Genomic DNA, 22,379 nt, shown 5'->3' with positions numbered 1-22,379 from the left:
CGCCGATCACCCGTCGTCCACGCTCGCGAATGTGCTACATTGCTTCATGACAGGCTTCTGTTGCGGGAGGGATCGAGAATGCAGCGCAAGCTGGCCACGATCATGGTCGGGGATTTCGTCGGCTCCACTTCTGCGATGGAAACAGATGAAGAGGGAGCGATTACCCGGATCGATACCGTGCTCGAAACGGTTCGCACCGTCGTCCAGCGCCATGACGGCCGTGTGTTCGGCACGGCGGGGGATGCGCTGCTTGCGGAATTCGCCAGTCCGGTCAATGCGCTCCGGTCCGCCATCGAGGCGCGCGCCGAGATCGCTGCGCTTCCTGGAGCGAGCGGCGGCGACATGCGGTTCGGCCTCCATCTTGCCGATGTCGTCGTCGTCGGCTCGGACCTGCGTGGCGACGGGGTGAACATCGCCGCGCGCATCGAGGCGTCCGCGCCACCCGGCGCAATCGACGTTTCAGGGCTGCTTTACGACCAGGTGCGGCGGGTCTCGCCCTGCGGGTTCGAAGATATCGGCGAAAGACGGCTGAAGGGGATTCTGGAGCCGATCCGGATCTACCGGGTCACCGAACTGGTGGACCGCCACGTCTATCAGTTCGCTCCAACGCGCTCCGCCCCCAGCGCCGCCCAGTCTCCCCGGACCAACTCGATCGCGGTGACGCGCTTCGACGTGGCGTCTGGCGACGTTGCGGATCAATGGTTCCTGGCGGAGGGCATTACCGACGACCTGACGCTCGAACTCAGCCGCCTGAAAGGGTTGTTCGTCAGTTCCCGCTCGGCGGCCGCCGCCCTGACGACGAAAGACCCGGTCGAGATCGGCCGTCTTCTCGGCGTCGGCTATGTCATCAGCGGCTCGATCCGGCAGGTTGGCGAGGACCTCAGGGTCAATATCGCGCTGACCGAGACGGGAGAGGGGCTCGTCATCTGGTCGGAGCGGATCAAGCGCCCGTTTCGCGAATTGCTCGATGTGCTGGACGAGATCATCGCCCGTGTCGCGGCAACGGTCTCCGGACGCATCGAACAGTCGGAACTTGCGGCAGCACGGCTGAAGCGGCCGGAGAACATGACGGCCTATGAGTACTATCTACGCGGTCTCGACCATCACCGCCTGGTGGGCGTGGCGGATGTTCACATCCATGAAGCGATGAGCTGGTTCGAGCGGGCAATGGTGGCCGACCCCGGTTTCGGCCGTCCCTTCGCAATGCATGTCTGCTCGTGGAGCAACCTGCCGAGCTTCGACATGGACAAGGCCGAACAGCAGGTTGCACATGCGCTCGCCCTCGACCCGTCCGACCCGGAAGCCCATCGCATCATGGGCGCAATCAAGATGAAATCGGGCGACTTCGTTTCGGCCCGCTATCACCACATCCGCGCCCATGAACTCGCACCGAACGACGCCTATATTCTCGGCCGCAGCGCTGCCTTCTACGTCTATGCCGGGGAGGCCGAGCGTGCCCTCGAAATGCTCGATCGCGCCGAAACGCTCGATCCCTTCCTGCCGGTCTGGATTACCGAAGAGCGGGTGGCGGCGCTCTATGCGTTGAGCCGGTTCGAAGAGATGATGCGCGTCGCCGTGACGCTGCCGTTCCAGACCAGGCGCAAGTCGCTCTACCAGGTTGCCGCCAGCATGGCTTGCGGCAATGCCGACAGGGCCGAATCCCTGGTCCGGCAAGCGCTCTCGCTCGATCCGACCCTGTCGGCGGTCTATATCCGGATGCAGGAAACCTATGCGGACGAATCCGTCACCGAAACGCTGGTGGCGCGCAATTGCGATGCCGGCCTGCCGTTGACGCCGCGCAAGCCCGCAGCGCGGAAGAAATCACTCTCCCTGAGATGACGATCGTCCGGCTGCATCAGACTGCCGCCGCCCGTCTCCAAAGATCGGCGCAGGCCGCGAGTGCCTCTAGGCCTTGAGCCGGGCGAGCTGCGGGCCGACGATCGCGGCAAAGAGGCTGGGCTCGCCGAGAGCGCGGGCCGACAGCATGGCGCCATGGACGGAGGCCATCAGGATCTGCGCTTCCTCCTCGGGCGATCTGGCGAGCCGGAAGAGCTTCTGCTCTGCACCGGCCTTCAGCACCGAGGTCAGCCAGGCGGCCAGGTTCTCGAAATGCCGGCGCACATGGGCTGCGACCGGCTCCGGCAGCATCTGCATTTCGGCCGCGAGCATGGCGCAGACGCAGAATGGTTCCGTGGCATCGAGGATGCATTTCTGCCAGTAGTTCAGATAGGCCTGCAGCTGATCGACAGGGCCGGGGACGTGCTCGCGCAGCGAGTTCAGGCCGGATTCGGCGCGCTGCGTATAACGATCGACCAGGACCTGCACGAGCTCGGCCTTGGTGGGGAAATGGTGGTGGATACTCGCCTTGCGAATACCGACCGCCTCGGAAATATCGGCATAGCTGAAGCCGTTATAGCCTCCCGCCACGACGAGGGACTGCGCTATATCGAGGATCTTTTCCGAAGTCGTCTGTTCCATACAGCTTGCCTATCTGCCGGTAGGCAAGGCTGTCAAGCTGGCGCTGCGGGCTCGCTCACGCGCTTGTGTTCGTCATGGCAGCGGGCGGTGCGTTTGACGATTGACTCCTCAAAGTTATCTACCTACTAGTAGGAAGACAAAACAAGGAGCCTGTCATGCAGAACCAATCTTCCGCGCAATCGAGCTGGTTGCGATCCTACTATTTCGTCCGTGCGCTGTTCTCTATCGGCTGGATCATCGCCGCCATTCTTGCGGCCAGTCTGTCGGGAAGCCAATCGGCGCTCGCCTCGGTGCTGCTCGTCATCTATCCGGCCTGGGATGCGGTGGCGAACCTCGTGGACGCCCACTCGAATGGCGGATTGAAGGCGAACCCCGCGCAGAGCTTCAACGTCGCCGTCAGCACGATCACCACGCTCGCCGTCATCATCGCCGTGCTTGATAGCATCTATGCCGTGCTCGCCGTCTTCGGCATCTGGGCGATCTTCTCCGGCCTGCTGCAGCTTTCGGCGGCCGTGCGGCGCTGGCGCATTTACGGCGCGCAGTGGGTGATGATCCTCAGCGGCGCCCAATCGACGCTCGCCGGCGGCTTCATGATCAGCCGGGCCTATGGGACCGCGGCGCCGAGCATTCTCGACATTGCGCCCTATGCCGGGTTTGGCGCCTTCTATTTCCTGCTGTCGGCGGTGTGGATGACCGTTGCGGCCTATCGGAAGGCGAGCGTGCAGGGGTGAGGCGCGCCAGCCCCAGCCGGAATGAGAGAATGCTTCGATGGCATGGGCGCGGAGAGTCGCCCATGCCATCGTTTCCGTGGGATTCCAAAGCCGACGGTTGTGGAATCCAATGCGTACGACCCTACGCCATGCCCGCGCAAGTTTATATCGGCATATGAGTGTTCAACTTTGATGAGGGATGCGGGGGCGCGTCCCGCCATTCTGCATGGCACCGCACGGGGGAACACGCATGACAGTCACCAGTTCGATCATGTCCGCAATCCTGCAGTCGTCGACGTACCGGTTTTCAAAGACGACGATCGAGGAGTGGCGGGCTGCCAGGTCCGGCGCCGGTGATGAGGAGATCTCGGCCTATTCCAATGCGACGGTCGATGGCGGCGACGGCAGCGATTACATCAGTGCCTATGATCATGCGACCGTCAGCGGTGGGCGCGGCGACGACGTCATCGATACCTACGATCATTCCATCATCGACGGCGGAGACGGCAATGACCACATATCCGTCTACGATCATTCGAAGGTGACCGCCGGGGCGGGCAACGACTGGGTGAGCGGCTACGATCATTCGACCGTCGAGGCCGGAGACGGCAATGACTACATCTCCGTCTATGGCGACTCCACGGTCGATGGCGCGGCCGGCAACGATGTCATCGAGACCTACGAACGTTCGGTCATAACAGGCGGCAAGGGCGCAGACCGGATCCAGACCGGCGGCGGCTCCATCCTCAAATATGCCGCAGGCGACGGGCGCGATCAGATCCGGGTCTCCGGTTCGGCCACACTGCAGCTCGGTGAAGGCATTTCCGCCGATGCGGTGCAGGTTACCGTCAATGGCCGCACGGCGACCATCAGCATCAATGGCAATGCCGACGATGTCATCACCGTCGAGCTCTACTCCGCGGGATCATCATCGCTGACAATAGCGTTTGCGGATGGCAGCACGCGGCAAGTCACCGCCCAGCCGACGGGCGCAGGCGGCACACCGCATCTGCCGCCAAATTCTCAAGCCCCGATCCTTTTGCCTCCTGGCGAGCCGGCGATGTCAAAGGAAGCATTCGAAGCAATGATCCGTGACCCGAACATGTCGCAGGCGCAGAGAGAATATCTTGTCGGCGCGCTGGCGCCGGCTATTTATGGCATCCCGAGGTATGACTACTCCCGTCTCGAGTGGCACTCATTGCCGCCGGGCGCGGCGCAGCCGATGTCAGCCGAGGTGAAAGCGGTACTCGCCGCCCGCGAAGCTCATGCCCAGCAGTTGAAGGCGGAATATGATGCCGAGACGGCAGCTCATCCGGAGCGCTACAATCCGCAGCCCGAGAGCAACGACATGTATGAGACCAATGTCGCAACATTGCCTGACGACGCCATCAAGCCGGGGATCGACTATATCACCTACCTCATTCAAAGCGGCGAGGCCGAGAAATACTCGTTCCATTCCGGAAATGGTGACCAGACCACCAGTTCCATCCACCAGTATCTCTACTGGCTGCAGCAGCGCGCTCGGGAACTGGAAAGCGATGGTGTCTATTCGCCCGGCATGTTCGGGTAAACGGGGGCCGAAGGGGGCTAGACTTCGGACCTCGTATACCTCCCTCAGTCCTGTGCTTGCCACAGAATGAGGGTGAGGATGATGGGCTGAGTGCTCAAAGCAAGCTCTTCATTCGAGGAGATGTCGATAGACGATTGTCGGTTTTCTCGCACCCCGGTTGGCAAACCGCCCCCTCAGCGGCTAATCTTGCGCCACCCCACCTTCGGCCGCCGCTTCCCACGCCCGGCCGCACCATCACGAGGACATCATCATGAGCACCATCGAAGCCGTTGCCGAAGAGGCCAAGGGCTGGCGCCGGCATATCCATCAGAATCCGGAGTTGCTGTTCGATCTGCCGGAGACGGCAGCCTTCGTCGTCGGCAAGCTCGCCGAATTCGGCTGCGATGACGTGACGACCGGGCTTGCCAGGACCGGCGTCGTCGCCGTCATCGAGGGCTCGAAAGGGCCGGGCAAGACGATTGCGTTGCGCTGCGACATGGATGCGTTGCCGATGTCGGAGCAGACCAATCTTCCCTATGCCTCGAAAAATGCCAACCGCATGCATGCCTGCGGTCATGACGGGCACACCGCCATGCTGCTTGCCACCGCAAAATGTCTTGTCGATAACCGGGATTTCTCCGGCAAGGTCGTGCTGATCTTCCAGCCGGCGGAAGAGGGCGGCGGCGGTGCGCGTGTCATGATCGAGGAAGGCCTGCTTGAGCGTTTCGGCATCGACGAGGTCTACGGCATGCATAACGAGCCGGGGCTTGAGATCGGTTCCTTTGCCACACGCGCCGGACCGTTCATGGCGGGCGCCGACCGTTTCGTCATTACCATCAACGGCAAGGGCGGGCATGCGGCAGCACCGCAGATGACGCGCGATCCCGTTCTCGTCAGCGCCCATATGGTGACTGCGCTGCAATCGATCGCCTCGCGCTTTACCGATCCCTTCGATCCGGTCGTCGTTTCCGTCACCTTCTCGGAAGCCGGCAATGACAAGGCGCTGAACGTCATTCCCGCTTCCGTGCGCCTCGGCGGCACGATCCGCACCATGCAGGCGGATACGCGCAAGGCCGTCGAGCAGCGTTTCCGCGAGATCGTGCATGGCACGGCGAAACTGTTCGAGACGGAAGCCGAGATTGACTGGCGGCCGGGTTATCCGGTCACGGTCAACGATGCCGGCAGGACGTCAGCCATCGTTGCGGCGGCTGCACGGGTCGCCGGCGAGGAGCGGGTGGAAGCGGCCTACGTGCAGTCGATGGGCGCGGAGGATTTCTCCTACATGCTGGAGAAACGGCCGGGCGCGATGATCCTGATCGGCAACGGGGATAGCGCGGGACTGCACCACCCGGCCTATGATTTCAACGACAAGGCGATTGCGCATGGGGTGCGCTACTGGTTGTCGCTGGTCGGGCAGGAGCTTGGGGGACGCTGAGGCCGACTGGTGGGGAGGAGCGTGTTTTTCTTCTCCCTCGTTCTTGCGTCCCTGGCGCCGGCGCCAGGGATATCAGAGAAGCCAGCCACCGCGCGTCCGTGCGGTGAATGACGGCCGACATATGCGGCAAGCGAAATAGTCTCTCCTGCCCAAGGACTTTGGCAGGCTGGATCCCTGTGACAAGCACAGGGATGAGGGAGAGAGGAGGCGGTCGGAGAGCCTGTCCCTCACAACCACTTCGGCACGTCGACCCGCTGAAACGCCCTCAGGTCTCCAATCAGCCCGCCCGCATCGGCATTGACTGAAATTGAATAGCGATGCGCCGGCGGAAGGAATTTCGTCTCCACCATGTGGTCGATGAACTTGAGAAAGGCATTGAAGAAGCCCGCAGAATTCAACAGGCCGACGGGTTTATCGATCTCGGAGAGCTGGTTCATCGTCCAGACCTCCATCAATTCCTCGATCGTCCCGATGCCGCCGGGCAGCGCGATGAAGGCATCGGCGAGCTCGGCCATGCGCTGTTTGCGCAGGCGCAGGGTCGGCGTGATTTCATCCGTCGTGAGCTTCGGGTGCGAATGGCCGCGCTGATGCAGGCTTTCGGTGATGACGCCATGCGCCGTGCCGCCGGCCTCGAGCACGGCATCGGCGACGACGCCCATCAGGCCCTTGGTCGTTCCGCCATAGACGAGGCCGATGCCCTCGCTCGCCATGGCCCGGCCAAGCGCCCGGGCGCCATCGGCAAAATCGTCCGTTGCGCCGAAGTTCGATCCGCAGAATACCGCGATGGACTTGATGGAACGTGTCATGATCGGTCGCCTTCCTGTGTTTTAGCTGACACGCAATAGCGGCCAGTCGCAGCAAAGGAAAGCGGTCAGGAGGCTCGGTCCGGCATCAGTGCCGATATGCACAACCTCGATCTGCAGTATCAGTGCGACGCCGGCGTTGGGCCTACCGATCGGTCTCAGTTGCGGCCACCGGCAGCGAGACGGAGAAAAGGGCGCCGCCGCCATTGTGGTTGGCGGCGCTGATATCGCCGCCGTGGTCGAGGACGATGGACTGACAGATGGAGAGGCCGACGCCGACGCCGTCCTGTTTTGTGGTGTAGAAGCAGTCGAATATCCGCCCGAGATCGACGGCTGATATGCCGTCGCCGCTGTCACGGACGGAGAATTGTATCCTCTGGCCCGACGCGCTGGTGGCGATCTCGATGCGGCGCGGCCGCTTGCCACTGCTGACGATGGCCTCGATGGCATTGAGGAGCAGGTTGACGATAACCTGCTGCATCTGGATGCGGTCGCCGAGGAAGGCGGACAGGCCGGGAGTGCAGGCGACCGAAAGGCGGATCGCGTGCATATCGGTCTCGTGGCGGACGAAGGACAGCGCATCCCCAATGATCTCATTGAGGTCGAGCGGCTTTCGTATCGTCGCCTGGCCGCTTGCCATGCCGCGGACGTGTTTGACGATTTCGCTCGCCCTATGGGCGCTCGCCGCCATGCGCGCGGCAATCTCCTTGAGCTTGGTGATGTTCGGCTCGTCGCGCGACAGATGCAGCCTTGCGGTTTCGCAGTCGGTGACGATCGCGGCAAGCGGCTGGTTGACCTCATGGGCAATCGAAGTCGCGAGCCTGCCGAGCATGGAGAGCCGCGCCGTATGCAGCGGGTCGGCCTCGCGCTCGCCGGGTTGTCTCCGCTCGGTGATATCCGTGAGCACGACCAGCAGCGGTTCGGGACTTTCGGCCGAGGGGAAGGTGACCGACAGTTTGACATCCAGCATGGCGCCCTTGAAGCTGCGCATCTTCATCACCTCCGAGAAGAGCTTCGTCCCCTCGAACCATGCGCGCATCAGTCTCCTGCCGGTCTGGGGCGATAGGGCAAACAGATAGCTTGCCGGCCCCTGCAGGTCGTCGCACGAGGATGCCTGCAAAAGGGAAACGGCCATCTCGTTGGCGTCGCTGACGAAAAGGCCTGCCTGCGAAATGCCCGCCGTGAGAAAGTGCTCGGCATCGCCCCTGGCCTTCGATCCGGAAAGTAGTGCCCAGAGGCTCGTGGGATCGAGCTGCAGGACCGGGACCGGAAGATGATGGATGAGGGCTGGAGCGTGCGTCTCGCTGCGCGCACGCCTTGCCGGCAGATCGCCGTTAGCGCCGCCTTGGATGACGACGATCGGCGGCTGCGCGACAGAGCGCTCGCCATGTCTGGCGTCATCCCATCGAGCAGCGATGTTCCGCGCTATCGGCGTGTCGGCCATTTGCCCTTCCTATACGCTCAGCCACTATGTTTCAGGCCGGATGTTCCGGCGGGTGCAATAGTTTGTCCGAGACAATGCCTCTTCGTTGCGGGCGCGCGCATTCTGCGGGCGCGCATCCACCTGCGGCCGCCATTGGCGGCACCATATCGGTCATGATAGTAGCCATCAGGCTGAATAGAGTCGAAGCCAAGGTAAAGCGGGGCAAAGGGTGGCACAATGCCCGCTTCCGGCAACAGGGTGTTGCGCTCAGTGGAACATAGATGATCGACCTGGATGATATCAGAAGCTTCGTGGCGGTGGTCGAAAGCGGCGGCTTCAATCGTGCCGCCCAGAGCCTCGGCGTGTCCAAGTCGATCGTCAGCCGGCGCATCGCGCGCATGGAGACTGATCTTGGGGCGCGGCTGATTAACCGCAGCACGCGCGGCATCAGCGCCACGGAGGCCGGGCTCGAATTCAAGGCGCGCTGCGGGCGCATTCTTGCCGAACTCGAGGAGGCGCGGGATGCGGTCGCCACCTATGCCGGCGGCGATGTTACCGGGCGCCTGAGGCTCGCCGCACCGCTTGCCTTCGGGCAGCGCTATCTCGGCCCCATCCTGACCGAGCTTGCCGGCCGCCATCCGCGCCTCGAGATCGATGTCTCCTTCTCCGAGCGCGCCGTCGACCTCATCAACGAACATTACGATGCGGCGATCCGGCTCTTCGAGCTGCGCGATCCCTCGCTGATCGCGCGCCGCATCGCGCCGGTCAGGCCCTTCATCGTCGCCAGCCCCGATTATCTCGCCCGCAACGGTCGCCCCGAGAGGCCCGAAGACCTGCTTTCGCATGACTGCATCATCTATTCCGGGCGCCATATTCCGGAATGGAAGTTCCGTGCCGGCAAGCGCATCGTGTCGATCCGCCCGAATGGACGGCTTCTGACCGATAATGCCGAGGTGCACCTGGGCTGGACGATTGCCGGGCTCGGCGTGGCGGAGCTGCCGTCCTTCATCGTCTCCGACGAGATCCGCAAGGGCACGCTCGTGCCGCTGCTGGTCGAATATTATCTGGACGAGGGCGCGATCTACGTGGTGCGTCCGCCAGGGCCGCATGTGCCGGCCAAGGTGCGGGCGCTGATCGAAATCATGCTGGAGCGGCTCGGCGGGGAGGGCAGTGCCGCCTATCCCCCGGTTCTGCAGGCGGGAGAATAGACCGCCCTCCCGTCCCGGGCGCTGCAGTTTCGGGAATTTCGTTACCGTTATAACACAAGGCGCCGACACAGGTTTTCGGCCAGTTTCATGCAAGCTCCGCTTTCCAGTTTGCGCGCATCAACACGCCAAACAGAAGGATGAGACACCGTGATCGTCGGTTCCGATAATTCAGTCCGCAGCGTTTTCAATGCCATGCCCAGGGTCGCCGTTTCCGTTTTCGGCGAGGAGAAATACGAGAAGACATCAGGGGAAGCGGCGAACGCGCTTCCTGCAAAATCGGACGACCAGTTGCTGGCCGACCTCTACGATCGTACCGCCCAGCAAACGCTCGATGACGCCGACATCGATGGTGACGGGATGATGAGCAAGGACGAATACATGGCCGCGCAAAAGCGGCTTGCCGATGCCGATAACAGGATCTTCGATATCGATGCCGCCGAAGACCGCTGGTCGACCTTCGATCCCGCCGGCAAGGGGGCAATCGACAAGGATGAGATCATCGAGGGGCTGAAGATCCTTTTGCCGCTCAAGGTCGGCCATCTCGATGCCGACATGGTCGAGCGCATCCGGACGCAGGCCCTGGAGGCTTCCAAGGAGACGCTGCAGAATTTCCAGGATGCCATCGACGTAGAAAGCAAGAAGCCGGCAATGGCGGAAACGATCAAGACGACGATCGCCGTGCAGGCCTCGCTGCTCTCGCTTTATGACGAGTTCAAATAACCTGCTGCGGCCGGGTAAGGGAGACAAAAGGGCGAGCGGTCGCTGAACCGCTCGTCCCTTGGCAACAGAAAGGTCTTCCTGCCGTGGTCGACGCCCGTCAGGCGAACAGCAAGTCGCCGGATTGGAGGACATAGGCTCCGTTCAGCATGGCAATGCCGACGGCGCCGTCTCCTCCGGTGCCGTCATCGTCCCAATAGAGCGTGCGGTCGGACGTGTTGAAGTAGAACTGGGCGTCCGTGCCGATCGCGGTCTTGCCGACATGGTAATCCAGGGTGGATGCCGTCATGCCCTGGAAGTCGCTGGACGTGAACGACAGGAAGTCGTCCGCGCCGAAATCGCCGATGAAAACGAAGTTCGATGGGCTCGGTGCGGCAAGGACGAAAGTATCGGCGCCGCCGCCGCCGGCCAGGCCGTCACTGCCGCCGCCGCTGACAATCGTGTTGGCCGCGGCATTGCCTGTTATCTGGTTGTTGCCGGCATCGCCGATCCCGGTCACGGCGCCGGCCTGAAGGATCAGGCTCTCGGCTCCCGTTCCGGCGAGCGAATAGGTCTCGGCGGTGGAATAGATGATATCGGTGAAATACGAGGGGTCGTCGCCGGTGTCGTGGACGACGTCGCCGGCGCTGTCGACCTTGTACTTGTCGTTTCCTGCTCCGCCATCCATGGTGTCGTCGCCGGTGCCACCAGCGAGTATGTCATCGCCGGAGCCGCCGTAGAGCGTGTCATTGCCGGCGCCGCCATCGAGATAGTCGTTGCCGTCGAGACCGGAAAGCGTGTCGTTACCCGCTGCGCCGCCGAGACTATTGTTGCCGCTGTTGCCCGTCATGACGTTGTCGAGCGCGTTGCCGCTTCCGTAGAGATTGCCTTCCGCGACGAAGGCGAGGTTCTCGACATTGGCCCCAAGCGAGTAGCTCACCTGGGCAAGGATCGTGTCGGTACCTTGGCTCGCCAGCTCGATCACCCTGTCGGCAGCGGTATCGACGACGTAGGTGTCGTCGCCGAGGCCGCCCGTCATCCGGTCGTGGCCGTATCCTCCGTCCAGATGGTCGTTGCCGGCAAGGCCTGTCAGCGTGTCATTGCCGGAGCTTGCGTAGATGGCGTCGTCTGCGGGGGTGCCGACCAGGTTCTTGTCGGGATAGGTGCCGTAGATGCGACTGCCGGGAATCTCCACCGCATGGGCGTCGGTATCGAAGCGGACCTGGAAGATGCCGTCATTATATCCGTTGACGTCGTTGTAATCACTGTCGGACGCCCAGCTGACGACCCAACCGCCGTCATCGAGTGCTGCCACCTGGGGCATATCCTTGTAGGTATGGGTCAGCGTGTTGAGGAGCGTCTCGTCGCCGTTTTTCGTCCCGTCGGCATTAAACGCCTGCTGATAGACGTGATAGAAGGTCTCCGAACTGCCGATCACCGTCCAGGTCACCACCCAGCCGCCATCGGAAAGAGCCGTCACCTTCTGGTTCGAGGCATACATGCCGTCGGTATCGACCTGGGTCTCGACGCCTTGTGGCGTCCCGTTCGCATTGTAGGCCTGCTGCATCATGTGGGCGTCGCCCGAGAGCCAGATCACCACCCAGCCGCCGCCGTCCAATGCGGCGGAGGTATGGTAGCCCTGGTTGCCGCCGGTTGTGGTATTGACGCGTGTCTCGGTGCCGAACCGTGTTCCATCGGCATTGTAGGCCTGCTGATAGATCCCGCCGCTCGAACCGTCCTGGCCATTGGATCCCCAGATGACGACCCAGCCGCCGTCACGTGTCACCACCGTCGGGCTGCCCTGATAGGAATCGGTGTAGGTATTGACGGGGGTTTGCCCGCCGTGCGGCGTGCCGTCGGCATTGTAGATCTGCTGGAATATGCCGGTTTGCGAACCGTCCTGCAGGGTCCCAGTAACGACCCAGCCGCCGCCATCGAGCGGCGCCATCGAACTGGCGTTTGTAAGGGTCTCTCCACCGACCTTGGAGCCGTCGGCGGCGTAGGCCTGCTGATAGGTCCCGCCCTGGCCTACCGACAGCCAGCTGACGACCCAGCCTCCGTCAGAAAGCCCCATGACCGACCGTAGCCCCTGTCCCCCGCCTTCATAGGTGTTGACCTGGGTCTCGTTGCCGCGCGGCGTACCATCAGCGTTGAATGCCTGCTGATAGACCCCAGGCGTGGAGATGCCCTGGTCTCCCCAGGTAATGACCCAACCGCCATCGGCAAGGGCGGCGATGGCCGGCATCTCCTGGTTGCCCTCGACGATGGTGTTGACGCGGGTTTCAGGACCGGAGGGGGAGCCTGTGGCGTCGAAGACCTGCTGGTAGACGCCGGTACCGCTGCCATCCTCTAGGGTGGAGGCCCATGTGATCACCCATCCGCCGCCCGGTAGCTGGGTGGTCACAGTACTGTACTGAGAATTGACCGTGAATGTGTTGACCTGAGATTCCGCAAACGGCATTTACCTTCCTCCTCAGACAGATAGTAACCGAATGAATGAATGGGGTGCTGCAGATCCGATCCGTATTGCTACCATACCGTTCTTTTTTGAAGATTACCCGACAGTCCGGATAATTTTCAAAAGAGAACGGCGGCAGCCGGGCGGCGAGCCCATCACCTCGCAACGGCACAGCGGTCTTTTCGGGGGTCTCTTCGGGAAGGCGGTCCGCGCCTAGACGGGCTGAACGCTCCTCACCACGCCCGTCCGGTCAATGACGCAGGCGAACTTGCGGCCGGAGGCATCGAGGTCAACGCTGAAGCCGCCGGCTTCGACCGGACGCGAGCCTGTCGGCAGGATTTTCGCCCTGTCGAGACCGGCCTGCTTGGCGGCGGCATCGGCGCAGAGGAGCTGCAGGTCGGCGGGTGCGGTCTCGACCGCCGTGCGCGACATCTGGTCCGGCGGCGGGGCCGACTGGCAGGCTGCCAATGCCGAGAGCGAGCAAAGGAGCAGGGCCGGAAGCGGCCGGCTCTTCAGGAAAATGCGCATGTTGATCCCCCGTTTGAAACACTCACGCTCTGATGCCATCCACCGTCAGACGCCCTTGTAGAGGGCCGCGCCCTGCATCAGGACGATGACCTTGGCGCCGACCTTGATCCGTGAGTGCAGGTCGATGATGTCGTCATTGTTCATGCGAATGCAGCCCGAGGATACGTCGAGGCCGATCGACCAGGATTCCGGCGTTCCGTGGATGCGGTAGATCGTGTCGGCGTCGCCGGCATAGAGATAGAGGGCGCGGGCGCCGAGCGGGTTGTCCGGGCCGCCTGGCTGGCCGGCCGCCCATTTGGCGGCGTTCGGATCGCGGGCCACCATTTCGGCGGGCGGGGTCCAGGTCGGCCATTCGGCTGTGCGCCCGACGCGCACGATACCGGCCCAGCCGAAGCCTTCGCGCCCGACCCCGATGCCGTAGCGGATCGCCTGGCCGCCGGGCTGCACGAGATAGAGAAAATGCTGGTTGCCGTCGATGATGATCGTGCCCGGCTCCTCCGCCGTGCGGAAGGTCACGACCTGCCGGCGGAAGGCATCCGGAACCTGCTTGTTGCGGGCGAAGTATTTACGGGCCGTGTTCTTGTCGTAATCGACCCATTGCCGGGTCTTGGGATCGTAGATCTGCGTGCCGGCAGCAAGGGCGACACAGGCGGCGAAACCGAGCGCGAGCGCGGCGAGGGCGGCTTTTTGCAATGTCCGGCTCATGGCTTTGCCCATCCCTCAATGCGGGCGGCATTGTCGGCCACCCATTTTTCCGCATAGGCGGCAGGCGGTGTGCGCTCCACCTGCAGCGCGTAGGTCATCATGGTCACTTCCTGCGGCGTCAGGTCGACCTTCTGGAGGAAGGCGGCGACATCGGCATGTTTCTGACCGAAGGATGCCGACCAGGCGATGTGGAATTCCGATGGCGGCCAGGCGACATCGGCCTTCGAATGCTCGATCCAGAGAGGATCGCTGCCGGGTGCGATCTTCCATTCTGCGGGATCATAGGCCGGTTCCTGCAGCCGTATCACCTTGTGCAGCTCGAAGACGTTGTGCGGCGCGTAGCAGGCAAAGACCATCGGCCTGCCGGTGGCGACTGCGGCATCGACGGCGGCCATGCCGACATCCTCTTCCGCTTCCACCAGCGCCAGATTTTTAGCGTAGCCGTAGCTCAGGGCGCGTACCCGCTCGATGCTTGCCGAGGTCCAGGTCGGTGCACCGATCCAAAGCTCGCCGCGGCCATCACCGTCAGTGTCGAGCAGGGCGCCCTTTTCAGGGTCCGAGAGGTCCTTGACGCTCTTGATGCCGGCCTTTTCGGCGTCCTCGGTGGCGCAGAGGCCCTGCCAGGCGGCAACGGCGCGTTTTGCCAGAACTACCGCCTTCTTGTCATCGACATATTTTTCGATCGCCGCATCGAGGTTCGGCCGCCAGACCTCCGGGTGGATGTCGAGCTCGCCGCTCTCGAGACCGGCAAAGGCATTGAGCTCGCCCATCTCGCGCAGGTCGGCCTCAAGGCCGAATGTCTTGCCGATCGCAACCTTGAGAATATTGGCGGTCGCCTGGCCGGACGGCCAGTTGGGCACAGCGATGACGAGATCGGCGGCCTGGACGGCGTGCGCCGAGCCGGAAGCGATGAAGATCGATGCCGTCACGGCAAGCATGGCTCTCGCCCGAAAGCGCTGCCGTTGCGGATTTTCCCTCTGACGATGTCTCAAAGAAACCCTCCGTTTCCGCTCCCCAGCAGGCCCGAGTCCTAAGCACATTGTGCACATGCCGGGGAAGTACGTTACGGTAAACTCCGGCGTAAATTCAGGAGTTGAACTGCGAAGCGGGGAAGGCTTCGGGTCGCCGCTGCGCTCTGCGCAGACTTTCCTCCACCACTGCGGCCTCACACGAAAAACCGGACTTGCCCCGAATCCGCGAATAAGGTTTCGTGGCCGCGTTTCAGCAGGACCCCAGCACGCCCATGTTTGTTTTCGCCAAGATTTTCTGGATCGTTTCCCAGCCGGTGACGATCTTCTTCCTCCTGATGGCGCTCAGCGTGCTTCTGATGTTCTTTTCCTTCCGGCGGTCCGCCATCGCGGCCGGGCTCCTGTCGCTGGTCCTCATCTTCGTGAGCTTTTACACCACATCAGGTGCGCTGATCGTGCAGGAGCTGGAGGATCGTTTTCCGCGGCCGGCCGCACCTGCCGATGTCGCCTGCATCGTCCTGCTTGGCGGCGGGATCGCGACAAAGGTCGACGGCGTGCGCGGCGGCTACAACCTGGATGACGCGGCCGATCGCTACATCGAAACGGTGCGCCTGGCCGGCGTCTATCCCAATGCCAAGGTCATCATGTCCGGCGGCGACGGCAGTCTCCTCGGCGGCTACGTCAAGGAAGCGGACGTCATCCGCAGGATGTTCGACGATTTCCATATCGATCCGGCCCGCGTCGAATATGACACCCAGTCGCGCGATACCTATGAGAACGCCATCAATACAAGGGCGATCCTGCAGCGGCTGAACCTCAACCACTGCCTGCTCGTGACATCGGGTTTCCACATGCCGCGGGCAGTGGCAATCTTCCGCAATCTCGGCATGGACGTCACCCCCTGGGCTGCCGATTACCGCACGACAGGTGAAGAGGGCCTGACGCTGTCCGTCGGCCATCCGATTGACAATGTCGACCTGTTGACGACGGGCATCCGGGAATGGATCGGCATCGTCGCCTATTATTTCGCCGGGCGCGTCTCTACGCTTTATCCGCAGTGAGGGTACGCGGTCTTCGACGGCAAGACTTCCGCCGAATAGCGACCCGGTACGATCGATCAGCGACGAGCTTCCTTGCAGCCGTCTGTGGCGCCGCCACTGTCACCGGCTGGTCATGACTCGCGGTATGGATTCACGGCAAGCAGCCGGACGAGAGCAGCGTTTCCTTCGCTCTCACTTGGCGGCGCCAAGTAGGTAGCCCCCGTCCCAGTGATAGATCTGCTTGTCGTCGACCGTGACCTTGACGACCGCCTGGAACCCGGCAAGCGTACCGCTGCCGGCATGGAACGCGCAGGTTCCCTGCATCGGGCTGGCAGTGTCGTAGGTGACGCAGTACCCGACCGCCGTGTCTCCGTTTCCGACGGCAATAACAGCCGTGCTGCTGCCGAAAAGGGGACTGCCGGTCACCGGCCCATAGTATAGGATCTTTGTGCCTGCCGGGATTGCCGCGAGGTTCGATTCCGTAATGGTGCAGAAGCTCGGGGTCTCGCCGGTGTACTGGCTGCATTCCTTGGAAATCTTTAGCGGTTGCATAGCCGGCGCAGCGGACGCCACGGACGTTAGTGCCAGGATGGCACTGGCTGACAGGATTAACAGTCTGCTCATTGGCCCACTCCCTATGGTCGAATTAACCTCCCGGATTCTACTCGCTATCTCTTCTCCCAGCAATTCGCCCCTTTGGATCTTAGGGGCGATGGGTTGCGGTCTGCCTCACCGCCGGCCTGCCATGAGTCCGGACCCTGGCGAATTCCGCACTTTTGCTCGCATCGGAACATGGCTATATGTTTGCGCGGGGCAGCATCGGGTGCCAGGGAGCTCTCTTGAGAATATTGATCATCAGCAGGAAGGCGGAGGAGGTTCGGCGGAGCTTCCAGATCCGGCAGATGGCCGCACTTGGCCTTTCCTACGAGTTTCTCGACGCATTCGAGGCCGCGGACCTGTCGGACGAGGAATGCCAGACGGCCGCCAGCAACTGGCCGAGCCCGACCCGGCGGCAGGACATCGCCTGCTTCCACTCCCACCGCAAGGCCTGGCAAACAGTGATCGAGCATGGTGCGAAGACACTCATCCTCGAAGACGATGCGGTGCTGTCAGACGATATCGCGGCCGTCCTTGCCAATATCGAAGCGCGCAACGAGGCATGGAACACCGTCTACGACCTCGAATTCGCCCCGCGGCGTCATATCCTCAACCGCAAGCGCGCCTGGCAGGATGAGGCCGGCGGTTTTGGCGCCACCCGCGTCTATCAGAACCGGGTAGGGCTGGCAGGCTATGTCATCGGCCCCGAGGCGGCAAAGCGCATGCTCTCCGAAACCACCACCTATTCGCTGATCGACGCGCATTTCTGGCACTGCTCCTGGCTCGCCGCCTACCAGATCGAGCCGGCGCCGGTCATCCAGCAGCGGTTTCTGGAAACCGAGGCCGAGAGCGCCGATTTCGTGCGCCCGGAAAAGGACCTGGTCTTCCTGCCGCTCAGCAAGATACGCAGGTTCGCGCGCCGGATGGAGCTCGAAGGCATCAAGGCGAGAAACCTCATTGCCGGCCTGTTGTGGGGGAAGAAGCGGGATGTTCTCGTCGATCGCTCACGGTTCAACGAGGCCGTGGTGAAATCGGCCCAGCTGGGGCTGCTGCTGGTGCCGGTGGTCGGGTAGGAGCTGATTGAACTGGTGGCGCAAATGTCCGGCGTTTTGATCGGGGCTTGCCCCGTCAATGCGGCGAGGCATCCTCCGCCAGCGTGTTGATGATCACATTCGTGGCGACGAAAGTGAAGAAGTCGTCATGCTCTTTGTCGAATGTGGGACCCGCCATATCGAGGCAGAAAACACCTTCCCCGAGAGACGGGCAAAGGCAATAGCGCCAAGAGGCGCCGGCGTCGGCCACTGCCACCGCATCGGCGGGAATGGGATCGCTTTTACGTGGGCCGAAGAGCGAAGCATAGGCAGGGGAGTTGTAAAGCTGATAGGATGTATGCTGCTTGACTGACGATGCGGGGTCGGGCTGGTAGACATACATGCCTCTTGCCGTTTCGCCGGTTCCGACTGCACGCAGGAACTCGAGATATTGTTGGGAAATGCCGGGGTGGCGTGCGGCGATTTCCGTGACAACGCTGTCGGGGACAGGATTCAGGGTAGAGAGTTGCTGTTCGGAGTCGAAGTGCAGAAGTTGCGCCAGATCTTTAATCATCGGATTCCAACAGTTTGTGCACTATTCGGCAGCGCGCGGGCTCTGCGGAATAGTGCATAAGTTACGGGATTCTTCCAGCCCGACAGATGCGCGTCGTTCGCGAGCCGGGCATTGTTTCGCCTGCGACCACCCGTGCGCCACCGTTGACACTTCTCCGCATATCCCGTATCTCCCGGCCCATGCCAGTCCTCTGGCCGTAAGCGTTTGACGTCAAGCAACGCACTTATCGATCCTCGCCGGTCGGAGTGCGTTTTTTTGTGCCCGTCGACGAGGGAACAGCCAGGAGGTTTTCATGGCTTTCCGTCTTACCGGTGATCGCGAACAGGCCAGGCTTTATCTGCTGACCGCGATCCTCTTCATCTCCTATCTCTGCGTCGCGATCGCGCTTCCCGTGGTGCCGGTCTTCGTGACGGGTGCGCTCGGCCTGAGCAATGGCTGGGCGGGTCTCGGCGTCGGCATTGCCTTTCTTGCCACCATCCTTACCCGTGGTTATGCCGGCGGGCTGGCGGATAGCAGAGGCGCCAAGGTAGCCGTGCAGCGCGGGCTCGCCTTCTATGTCGCGGGTGCGCTGATCTCGCTTGCCGCGGGGCTGTCGCTGCAGAACCCGGTTGCGGCCTTCGCCATTCTCGTTGCCGGGCGATTGTCGATCGGGCTAGGCGAAAGCCTTGTCGCCGTCGGCGTCATTGCCTGGGGTATCGGGCTTGTCGGGCCGCAGCGCTCCGGCCGGGTGCTGGCGCTCATTGGCGCGGCGATCTATGGCGCACTCGGGCTTGGCGGGCCGCTCGGCCTGCTGCTCCTCGATAATCTCGGCTTTGCCGGGACGATGGCCGTCGGCGCGGCGCTGCCCCTGCTGGGGCTTGCGGCAATCCGCAGCGTTCCGGCCGTCGCCGCCCATCCGGGCAGGGAGCGGCCGCCGCTTGCCGCCGTCATCGGCCGCATCTGGCTGCATGGGCTGATCGTCTGCCTGCAGGGCATGGGCTTTGCGGCGATCGGGTCCTTCTTCACGCTCTATTTCCGCGATCTCGGCTGGGATCATGCCGGCCTCGGGCTGACTGCCTTTGGCTGCGGCTTCGTGCTGGTACGCCTCGTCTTCGGCCATCTGCCGGATCGTTACGGCGGGCTTGCGGTGGCCGTGGTGTCGCTTGCGGTCGAGGCGATGGGGCAGTTGCTGATCTGGACGGCGGCCGATCCCACTGTGGCGCTCATCGGCGCCTTCATGACCGGCCTCGGCTGCTCGATGATCTTTCCCGCCATGGGGCGAGAGGTCGTGCATCTCGTGGCCCCACATCTGCGTGGCACAGCGCTCGGCGGCTTCTCGGCCTTTCAGGATCTCGCATACGGACTGACCGGGCCGCTCGCCGGCGTGCTGGCGGACCGGGCTGGTTATGGCAGCGTGTTTCTGGTCGGCGGAATGACGGCAATCTGCGGGTTTGTCGTCGCTGTGGTGTTGCGGCGAAGCAAGGCGGTCACTGCAGGGTGACGTGGCGGCCTCTCCGTTCATGGAGGCGAGGATGCTTCCTCGCCTCCATCATCTCTTGCCTGTTACGGCTGTTCTTTCCCTGCCGCGCTTTCCGAAGCCGTCGGGCTGCCGGCGATCCTTCGAGCGATCCCATCAAGAAAGAGGTCGATACCGGTCAGGAAGTCGGCGCGGTCGTCGTGGTCAGGCACTTTCGGGGCGATGCTCTGCACGAAGGGGAAATCCTCGGGATCGAGGGCCGATAATCTAAACGCGATCTCGCCGAGGAATGCGTCGCGCTCGAGATGCTGCATTCGCGCCATCTCGGCATTGGCCGCGTTCTGGCCCCCCACGCCGAGCACATAGTTCAGAAGTGCGGCCACAACCGTCCATTCATCGTCATGCGGCACGCCCATCGCCCGAACCTGCCGGCCGAGATGTTCGAGGATGCGGATTGTCGGCATTGATCCCGGTGCCTGCGCCAAGGCCGAGCCGAGCCATGGACGCTCGTCCAGCGCGTCGAACAGGGCGAGGGCGAGGGCGCGGATCTTATCAGCCGGTGATCCGCCGGCGGAACGCGCGGCGATCACGTTGATAACGATCGCATCGGAGGCGGCTACAAGGAGGTCGCTCTTGTTTTCGACATGCCAGTAGATCGCGCCGGCGCCTGTCTTCAGTCTTTTCGCAAGGGCCTGGAAGGTCAGCCCCTTTTCTCCACCCTCGTCGAGGATGGCGATGGACGCATCGACAACGCGCTCCCTCGTGAGTGAATCCTGTCTTCGCTTTCCATCCGGTTTTCTCATGCCTCATCTTGACATGGATGGAACGACATTCCAACTATGGAATGACATTCCATTTTAAGTAATTCCGGAGAACTGACATGCATGTTCCTGTTGCCATCATCGGTGCCGGCCTCGGCGGCCTCGTCCTTGCGCGGGTCCTTCACATCAACGGCATCCGCGCTAAGGTCTATGAAGGCGATGCCTCTCCCGAGGCAAGATCGCAGGGCGGCATGCTCGACATCCACGATTTCAACGGCCAGCTCGGCCTCAAGGATGCAGGCCTTTACGAACAGTTCCTCGACCTTATCCATCCCGGCGGACAGCAATCCCGCTTCTTCGACAAGGACGGGACGCTTCTCATGGACAACCCCGATGACGGGAAGGGCGGGCGCCCCGAAGTGCAGCGAGGCGAACTGAGGCGCATTCTCCTGGAGTCTCTGCCGGAGGATGCGGTGCACTGGGGCTGCAAGCTCTCGTCGGCACGATCCCTTGGCGATGGGCGACACGAACTCATATTCGCCGACGGGCAGCTTGCGACGACCGATCTGCTGATCGGCGCCGACGGCGCCTGGTCGAAAGTGCGGCCGCTCCTGACGGATGCGACGCCGACCTATACCGGGCTGGTTTTCTTCGAGACATGGCTCAACGACGCCGATGTCCGTCACTCCGACAGCGCGCAGGCTGTTGGCGGCGGCTCGATGTTCGCGCTCGCGCCCGGCAAGGGGATCATGGCGCATCGCGAGCCGAACGGGGTGCTGCACGCCTATATCGCCCTGCGAAGGCCGAAGGCGTGGGTCGAGAGCATCGACGTCTCCAACCGGGCAGCTGCCACAAGCCGCATTGCCGCGGAATTCGACGGTTGGGCTCCATCGCTGACGGCGCTGATCACCGGATGCGACGTGGGGCCGGTGCCACGTATCATCCACACGCTGCCGGAGACGCATCGATGGAGCCGGGTTCCCGGCGTGACCCTTCTCGGCGATGCCGCGCATCTGACGGTGCCGTCAGGAGAAGGCGCCAATCTCGCGATCTATGACGGCGCCGAACTCGGCAAGTCCATCGCGACATCGTTTGGCGATATCGAGGCGGCGCTGCTTGCATATGAAAGAGAGCTCTTTGCGCGCAGCACGACAGCGGCAGTGGAGGCTTCCAAGCTCACCATGCTTCTGTTCGGCGAAACGGCCCCCTACGGGCTGGTCGAGGCTTTCGAGCAGGAGCTTCTCGGGATCCCGAATTCCTGAGATCGACGTCCGAGCAGGTTGCCTGCGTGAAAGAGAAACGCCATCGCGGTGAAGGCCATCAATCTTGTCCTGCCGCTGCGATGACCCATCTCCCTGATGGCGACATCGGGGGACACTTCCATGCCAACACAGATCCTCTTCATCCAGGGTGCGGGCGAAACCACGCATGACCAGTGGGACAACAAGCTCGTCGACAGCCTGGCGCGTGAACTCGGCGATGCCTACGCCATCCGCTATCCCCGCATGCCCGATGAGGGCGATCCGCATTACAAAGCCTGGAAAGCGGCCGTCATCGCCGAGTTCCAGACCCTTGAGGATGGCGCCATCCTGATCGGCCATTCCTTCGGCGGCACCGTGCTTCTGCATACGCTTGCCGAGGACTGGCCGGCATTCGAGCCGGGTGCGGTCATCCTCATCGCGCCGCCCTTCATGGGCGAGGGCGGGTGGGAGAGCGATGAGATTGTCGAGTGCGACGACTTTTCCGAGAGCCTGCCGGAGGGCCTGCCCGTGCTCATCTATCACGGCAGCGAGGACGATACCGTGCCCTTTGCCCATATCGAGCTTTACGCCAGGGCGATCCCGGATGCGGTCGTCTGCGCGCTGCCGGGGCGCGACCATCAGCTCGACTGTGATCTCGCCGACGTCGCCAAGGATATAGTCTCGCTGGACGGATAGGCGGCCGCCCCATTCCATCCGA

Annotated in this window: 21 protein-coding genes and 1 pseudogene; 12 read left to right on the top strand and 10 right to left on the bottom strand. The window is 62.7% G+C overall.

All coding sequences use genetic code 11. From position 1 onward, the window contains the following. The first annotated feature begins 78 nt into the window (after nt 1–78). The gene (locus LVY75_21365) at nt 79–1,839 is read left to right on the top strand and encodes an adenylate/guanylate cyclase domain-containing protein (protein ID XAZ25670.1); all 1,761 of its coding nucleotides are present in this window, start codon (nt 79–81) and stop codon (nt 1,837–1,839) included. A gap of 66 nt (nt 1,840–1,905) precedes the next feature. Here the strand turns inward: LVY75_21365 and LVY75_21360 are convergent, their stop codons facing one another. Further along, nucleotides 1,906–2,478 (bottom strand): TetR/AcrR family transcriptional regulator, encoded by a 573-nt coding sequence (locus tag LVY75_21360; protein ID XAZ25669.1) that lies wholly within the window; start codon nt 2,476–2,478, stop codon nt 1,906–1,908. 155 nt (nt 2,479–2,633) lie between these two features. Here LVY75_21360 and LVY75_21355 point away from each other — a divergent pair, with 155 nt between their 5' ends. From LVY75_21355 to LVY75_21345, 3 genes are all read left to right on the top strand, one after another. After that, complete coding sequence (locus tag LVY75_21355; protein XAZ25668.1) at nt 2,634–3,209, top strand: DUF308 domain-containing protein; 576 nt, start codon at nt 2,634–2,636, stop codon at nt 3,207–3,209. A gap of 229 nt (nt 3,210–3,438) precedes the next feature. Continuing rightward, a complete protein-coding gene (locus tag LVY75_21350) occupies nt 3,439–4,758 on the top strand; it encodes a hypothetical protein (GenBank protein ID XAZ25667.1) in 1,320 nt (439 codons plus the stop codon). Between the two features lie 250 nt (nt 4,759–5,008). Next, nucleotides 5,009–6,172: a M20 family metallopeptidase gene (locus LVY75_21345; protein XAZ25666.1), complete on the top strand. Its 1,164-nt coding sequence runs from the start codon at nt 5,009–5,011 to the stop codon at nt 6,170–6,172. Between the two features lie 227 nt (nt 6,173–6,399). Here the strand turns inward: LVY75_21345 and LVY75_21340 are convergent, their stop codons facing one another. Both LVY75_21340 and LVY75_21335 read right to left on the bottom strand, forming a co-directional pair. Further along, on the bottom strand, nt 6,400–6,978 hold the full coding sequence (locus LVY75_21340) for a TIGR00730 family Rossman fold protein (protein XAZ25665.1): 579 nt from the start codon (nt 6,976–6,978) through the stop codon (nt 6,400–6,402). A 142-nt stretch (nt 6,979–7,120) separates the two neighbouring features. Continuing rightward, nucleotides 7,121–8,419, bottom strand: a complete 1,299-nt coding sequence (locus tag LVY75_21335; GenBank protein XAZ25664.1) for an ATP-binding protein — start codon at nt 8,417–8,419, stop codon at nt 7,121–7,123. Between the two features lie 260 nt (nt 8,420–8,679). Here LVY75_21335 and LVY75_21330 point away from each other — a divergent pair, with 260 nt between their 5' ends. Then, entirely contained in the window at nt 8,680–9,606 is a 927-nt protein-coding gene (locus LVY75_21330; protein ID XAZ25663.1) for a LysR family transcriptional regulator, read from the top strand. A 147-nt stretch (nt 9,607–9,753) separates the two neighbouring features. Continuing rightward, entirely contained in the window at nt 9,754–10,326 is a 573-nt protein-coding gene (locus LVY75_21325; GenBank protein XAZ25662.1) for an EF-hand domain-containing protein, read from the top strand. A 97-nt stretch (nt 10,327–10,423) separates the two neighbouring features. Here the strand turns inward: LVY75_21325 and LVY75_21320 are convergent, their stop codons facing one another. The 4 genes from LVY75_21320 to LVY75_21305 all read right to left on the bottom strand — a co-directional run bounded on the left by LVY75_21320 (nt 10,424) and on the right by LVY75_21305 (nt 14,931). Further along, entirely contained in the window at nt 10,424–12,763 is a 2,340-nt protein-coding gene (locus tag LVY75_21320; GenBank protein ID XAZ25661.1) for a hypothetical protein, read from the bottom strand. Nucleotides 12,764–12,973: 210 nt separating this feature from the next. Further along, complete coding sequence (locus LVY75_21315; protein XAZ25660.1) at nt 12,974–13,288, bottom strand: hypothetical protein; 315 nt, start codon at nt 13,286–13,288, stop codon at nt 12,974–12,976. Between the two features lie 45 nt (nt 13,289–13,333). Next, nucleotides 13,334–13,993 carry a L,D-transpeptidase gene (locus LVY75_21310; GenBank protein ID XAZ25659.1) on the bottom strand — a complete coding sequence of 220 codons (660 nt, stop codon included), beginning with the start codon at nt 13,991–13,993 and terminating at the stop codon, nt 13,334–13,336. Then, complete coding sequence (locus LVY75_21305; GenBank protein XAZ25658.1) at nt 13,990–14,931, bottom strand: amino acid-binding protein; 942 nt, start codon at nt 14,929–14,931, stop codon at nt 13,990–13,992. The genes LVY75_21310 and LVY75_21305 overlap by 4 nt, the downstream gene beginning before the upstream one ends. A gap of 305 nt (nt 14,932–15,236) precedes the next feature. Here LVY75_21305 and LVY75_21300 point away from each other — a divergent pair, with 305 nt between their 5' ends. Together LVY75_21300 and LVY75_21295 are read left to right on the top strand one after the other, a co-directional pair. Beyond that, entirely contained in the window at nt 15,237–16,022 is a 786-nt protein-coding gene (locus LVY75_21300) for a YdcF family protein (GenBank protein ID XAZ25657.1), read from the top strand. Between the two features lie 14 nt (nt 16,023–16,036). Then, nucleotides 16,037–16,138 (top strand): annotated as a pseudogene (locus LVY75_21295) (IS5/IS1182 family transposase). 55 nt (nt 16,139–16,193) lie between these two features. Here LVY75_21295 and LVY75_21290 read toward each other — a convergent pair. Continuing rightward, nucleotides 16,194–16,625 carry a hypothetical protein gene (locus tag LVY75_21290; protein ID XAZ25656.1) on the bottom strand — a complete coding sequence of 144 codons (432 nt, stop codon included), beginning with the start codon at nt 16,623–16,625 and terminating at the stop codon, nt 16,194–16,196. Nucleotides 16,626–16,840: 215 nt separating this feature from the next. Here LVY75_21290 and LVY75_21285 point away from each other — a divergent pair, with 215 nt between their 5' ends. Next, nucleotides 16,841–17,671: a glycosyltransferase family 25 protein gene (locus LVY75_21285; protein XAZ25655.1), complete on the top strand. Its 831-nt coding sequence runs from the start codon at nt 16,841–16,843 to the stop codon at nt 17,669–17,671. 55 nt (nt 17,672–17,726) lie between these two features. On the opposite strand, the gene LVY75_21280 is transcribed toward LVY75_21285, so the two are convergent. Continuing rightward, nucleotides 17,727–18,203 (bottom strand): hypothetical protein, encoded by a 477-nt coding sequence (locus tag LVY75_21280; protein XAZ25654.1) that lies wholly within the window; start codon nt 18,201–18,203, stop codon nt 17,727–17,729. A gap of 292 nt (nt 18,204–18,495) precedes the next feature. On the opposite strand from LVY75_21280, the gene LVY75_21275 reads away from it, so the two are divergent. Beyond that, nucleotides 18,496–19,683, top strand: a complete 1,188-nt coding sequence (locus LVY75_21275; GenBank protein XAZ25653.1) for an arabinose transporter — start codon at nt 18,496–18,498, stop codon at nt 19,681–19,683. Between the two features lie 62 nt (nt 19,684–19,745). On the opposite strand, the gene LVY75_21270 is transcribed toward LVY75_21275, so the two are convergent. After that, the gene (locus LVY75_21270; GenBank protein ID XAZ25652.1) at nt 19,746–20,462 is read right to left on the bottom strand and encodes a TetR family transcriptional regulator; all 717 of its coding nucleotides are present in this window, start codon (nt 20,460–20,462) and stop codon (nt 19,746–19,748) included. Nucleotides 20,463–20,539: 77 nt separating this feature from the next. Here LVY75_21270 and LVY75_21265 point away from each other — a divergent pair, with 77 nt between their 5' ends. Both LVY75_21265 and LVY75_21260 read left to right on the top strand, forming a co-directional pair. Further along, nucleotides 20,540–21,682, top strand: a complete 1,143-nt coding sequence (locus tag LVY75_21265) for an FAD-dependent monooxygenase (protein XAZ25651.1) — start codon at nt 20,540–20,542, stop codon at nt 21,680–21,682. A 120-nt stretch (nt 21,683–21,802) separates the two neighbouring features. Continuing rightward, complete coding sequence (locus tag LVY75_21260) at nt 21,803–22,357, top strand: alpha/beta fold hydrolase (protein ID XAZ25650.1); 555 nt, start codon at nt 21,803–21,805, stop codon at nt 22,355–22,357. Nucleotides 22,358–22,379 lie beyond the last annotated feature (22 nt).

It is taken from the genome of Sinorhizobium sp. B11, from assembly GCA_039725955.1.
Taxonomy (GTDB): Bacteria; Pseudomonadota; Alphaproteobacteria; order Rhizobiales; family Rhizobiaceae; genus Rhizobium.
Note: the sequence above shows the minus strand (reverse complement) of the source record. Positions and strands in the feature narration are given on the sequence as shown.

Excerpts from the sequence above, each read along its gene's own strand:
- LVY75_21360 (XAZ25669.1), bottom strand. The coding sequence starts at position 2,478 with ATGGAACAGACGACTTCGGAAAAGATCCTCGATATAGCGCAGTCCCTC.
- LVY75_21330 (XAZ25663.1), top strand. The coding sequence starts at position 8,680 with ATGATCGACCTGGATGATATCAGAAGCTTCGTGGCGGTGGTCGAAAGC.
- LVY75_21260 (XAZ25650.1), top strand. The coding sequence starts at position 21,803 with ATGCCAACACAGATCCTCTTCATCCAGGGTGCGGGCGAAACCACGCAT.
- LVY75_21305 (XAZ25658.1), bottom strand. The coding sequence starts at position 14,931 with ATGCTTGCCGTGACGGCATCGATCTTCATCGCTTCCGGCTCGGCGCAC.
- LVY75_21270 (XAZ25652.1), bottom strand. The coding sequence starts at position 20,462 with ATGAGAAAACCGGATGGAAAGCGAAGACAGGATTCACTCACGAGGGAG.
- LVY75_21335 (XAZ25664.1), bottom strand. The coding sequence starts at position 8,419 with ATGGCCGACACGCCGATAGCGCGGAACATCGCTGCTCGATGGGATGAC.
- LVY75_21315 (XAZ25660.1), bottom strand. The coding sequence starts at position 13,288 with ATGCGCATTTTCCTGAAGAGCCGGCCGCTTCCGGCCCTGCTCCTTTGC.
- LVY75_21345 (XAZ25666.1), top strand. The coding sequence starts at position 5,009 with ATGAGCACCATCGAAGCCGTTGCCGAAGAGGCCAAGGGCTGGCGCCGG.
- LVY75_21355 (XAZ25668.1), top strand. The coding sequence starts at position 2,634 with ATGCAGAACCAATCTTCCGCGCAATCGAGCTGGTTGCGATCCTACTAT.
- LVY75_21350 (XAZ25667.1), top strand. The coding sequence starts at position 3,439 with ATGACAGTCACCAGTTCGATCATGTCCGCAATCCTGCAGTCGTCGACG.
- LVY75_21310 (XAZ25659.1), bottom strand. The coding sequence starts at position 13,993 with ATGAGCCGGACATTGCAAAAAGCCGCCCTCGCCGCGCTCGCGCTCGGT.
- LVY75_21300 (XAZ25657.1), top strand. The coding sequence starts at position 15,237 with ATGTTTGTTTTCGCCAAGATTTTCTGGATCGTTTCCCAGCCGGTGACG.
- LVY75_21280 (XAZ25654.1), bottom strand. The coding sequence starts at position 18,203 with ATGATTAAAGATCTGGCGCAACTTCTGCACTTCGACTCCGAACAGCAA.
- LVY75_21365 (XAZ25670.1), top strand. The coding sequence starts at position 79 with ATGCAGCGCAAGCTGGCCACGATCATGGTCGGGGATTTCGTCGGCTCC.
- LVY75_21340 (XAZ25665.1), bottom strand. The coding sequence starts at position 6,978 with ATGACACGTTCCATCAAGTCCATCGCGGTATTCTGCGGATCGAACTTC.
- LVY75_21290 (XAZ25656.1), bottom strand. The coding sequence starts at position 16,625 with ATGAGCAGACTGTTAATCCTGTCAGCCAGTGCCATCCTGGCACTAACG.
- LVY75_21275 (XAZ25653.1), top strand. The coding sequence starts at position 18,496 with ATGGCTTTCCGTCTTACCGGTGATCGCGAACAGGCCAGGCTTTATCTG.
- LVY75_21320 (XAZ25661.1), bottom strand. The coding sequence starts at position 12,763 with ATGCCGTTTGCGGAATCTCAGGTCAACACATTCACGGTCAATTCTCAG.
- LVY75_21265 (XAZ25651.1), top strand. The coding sequence starts at position 20,540 with ATGCATGTTCCTGTTGCCATCATCGGTGCCGGCCTCGGCGGCCTCGTC.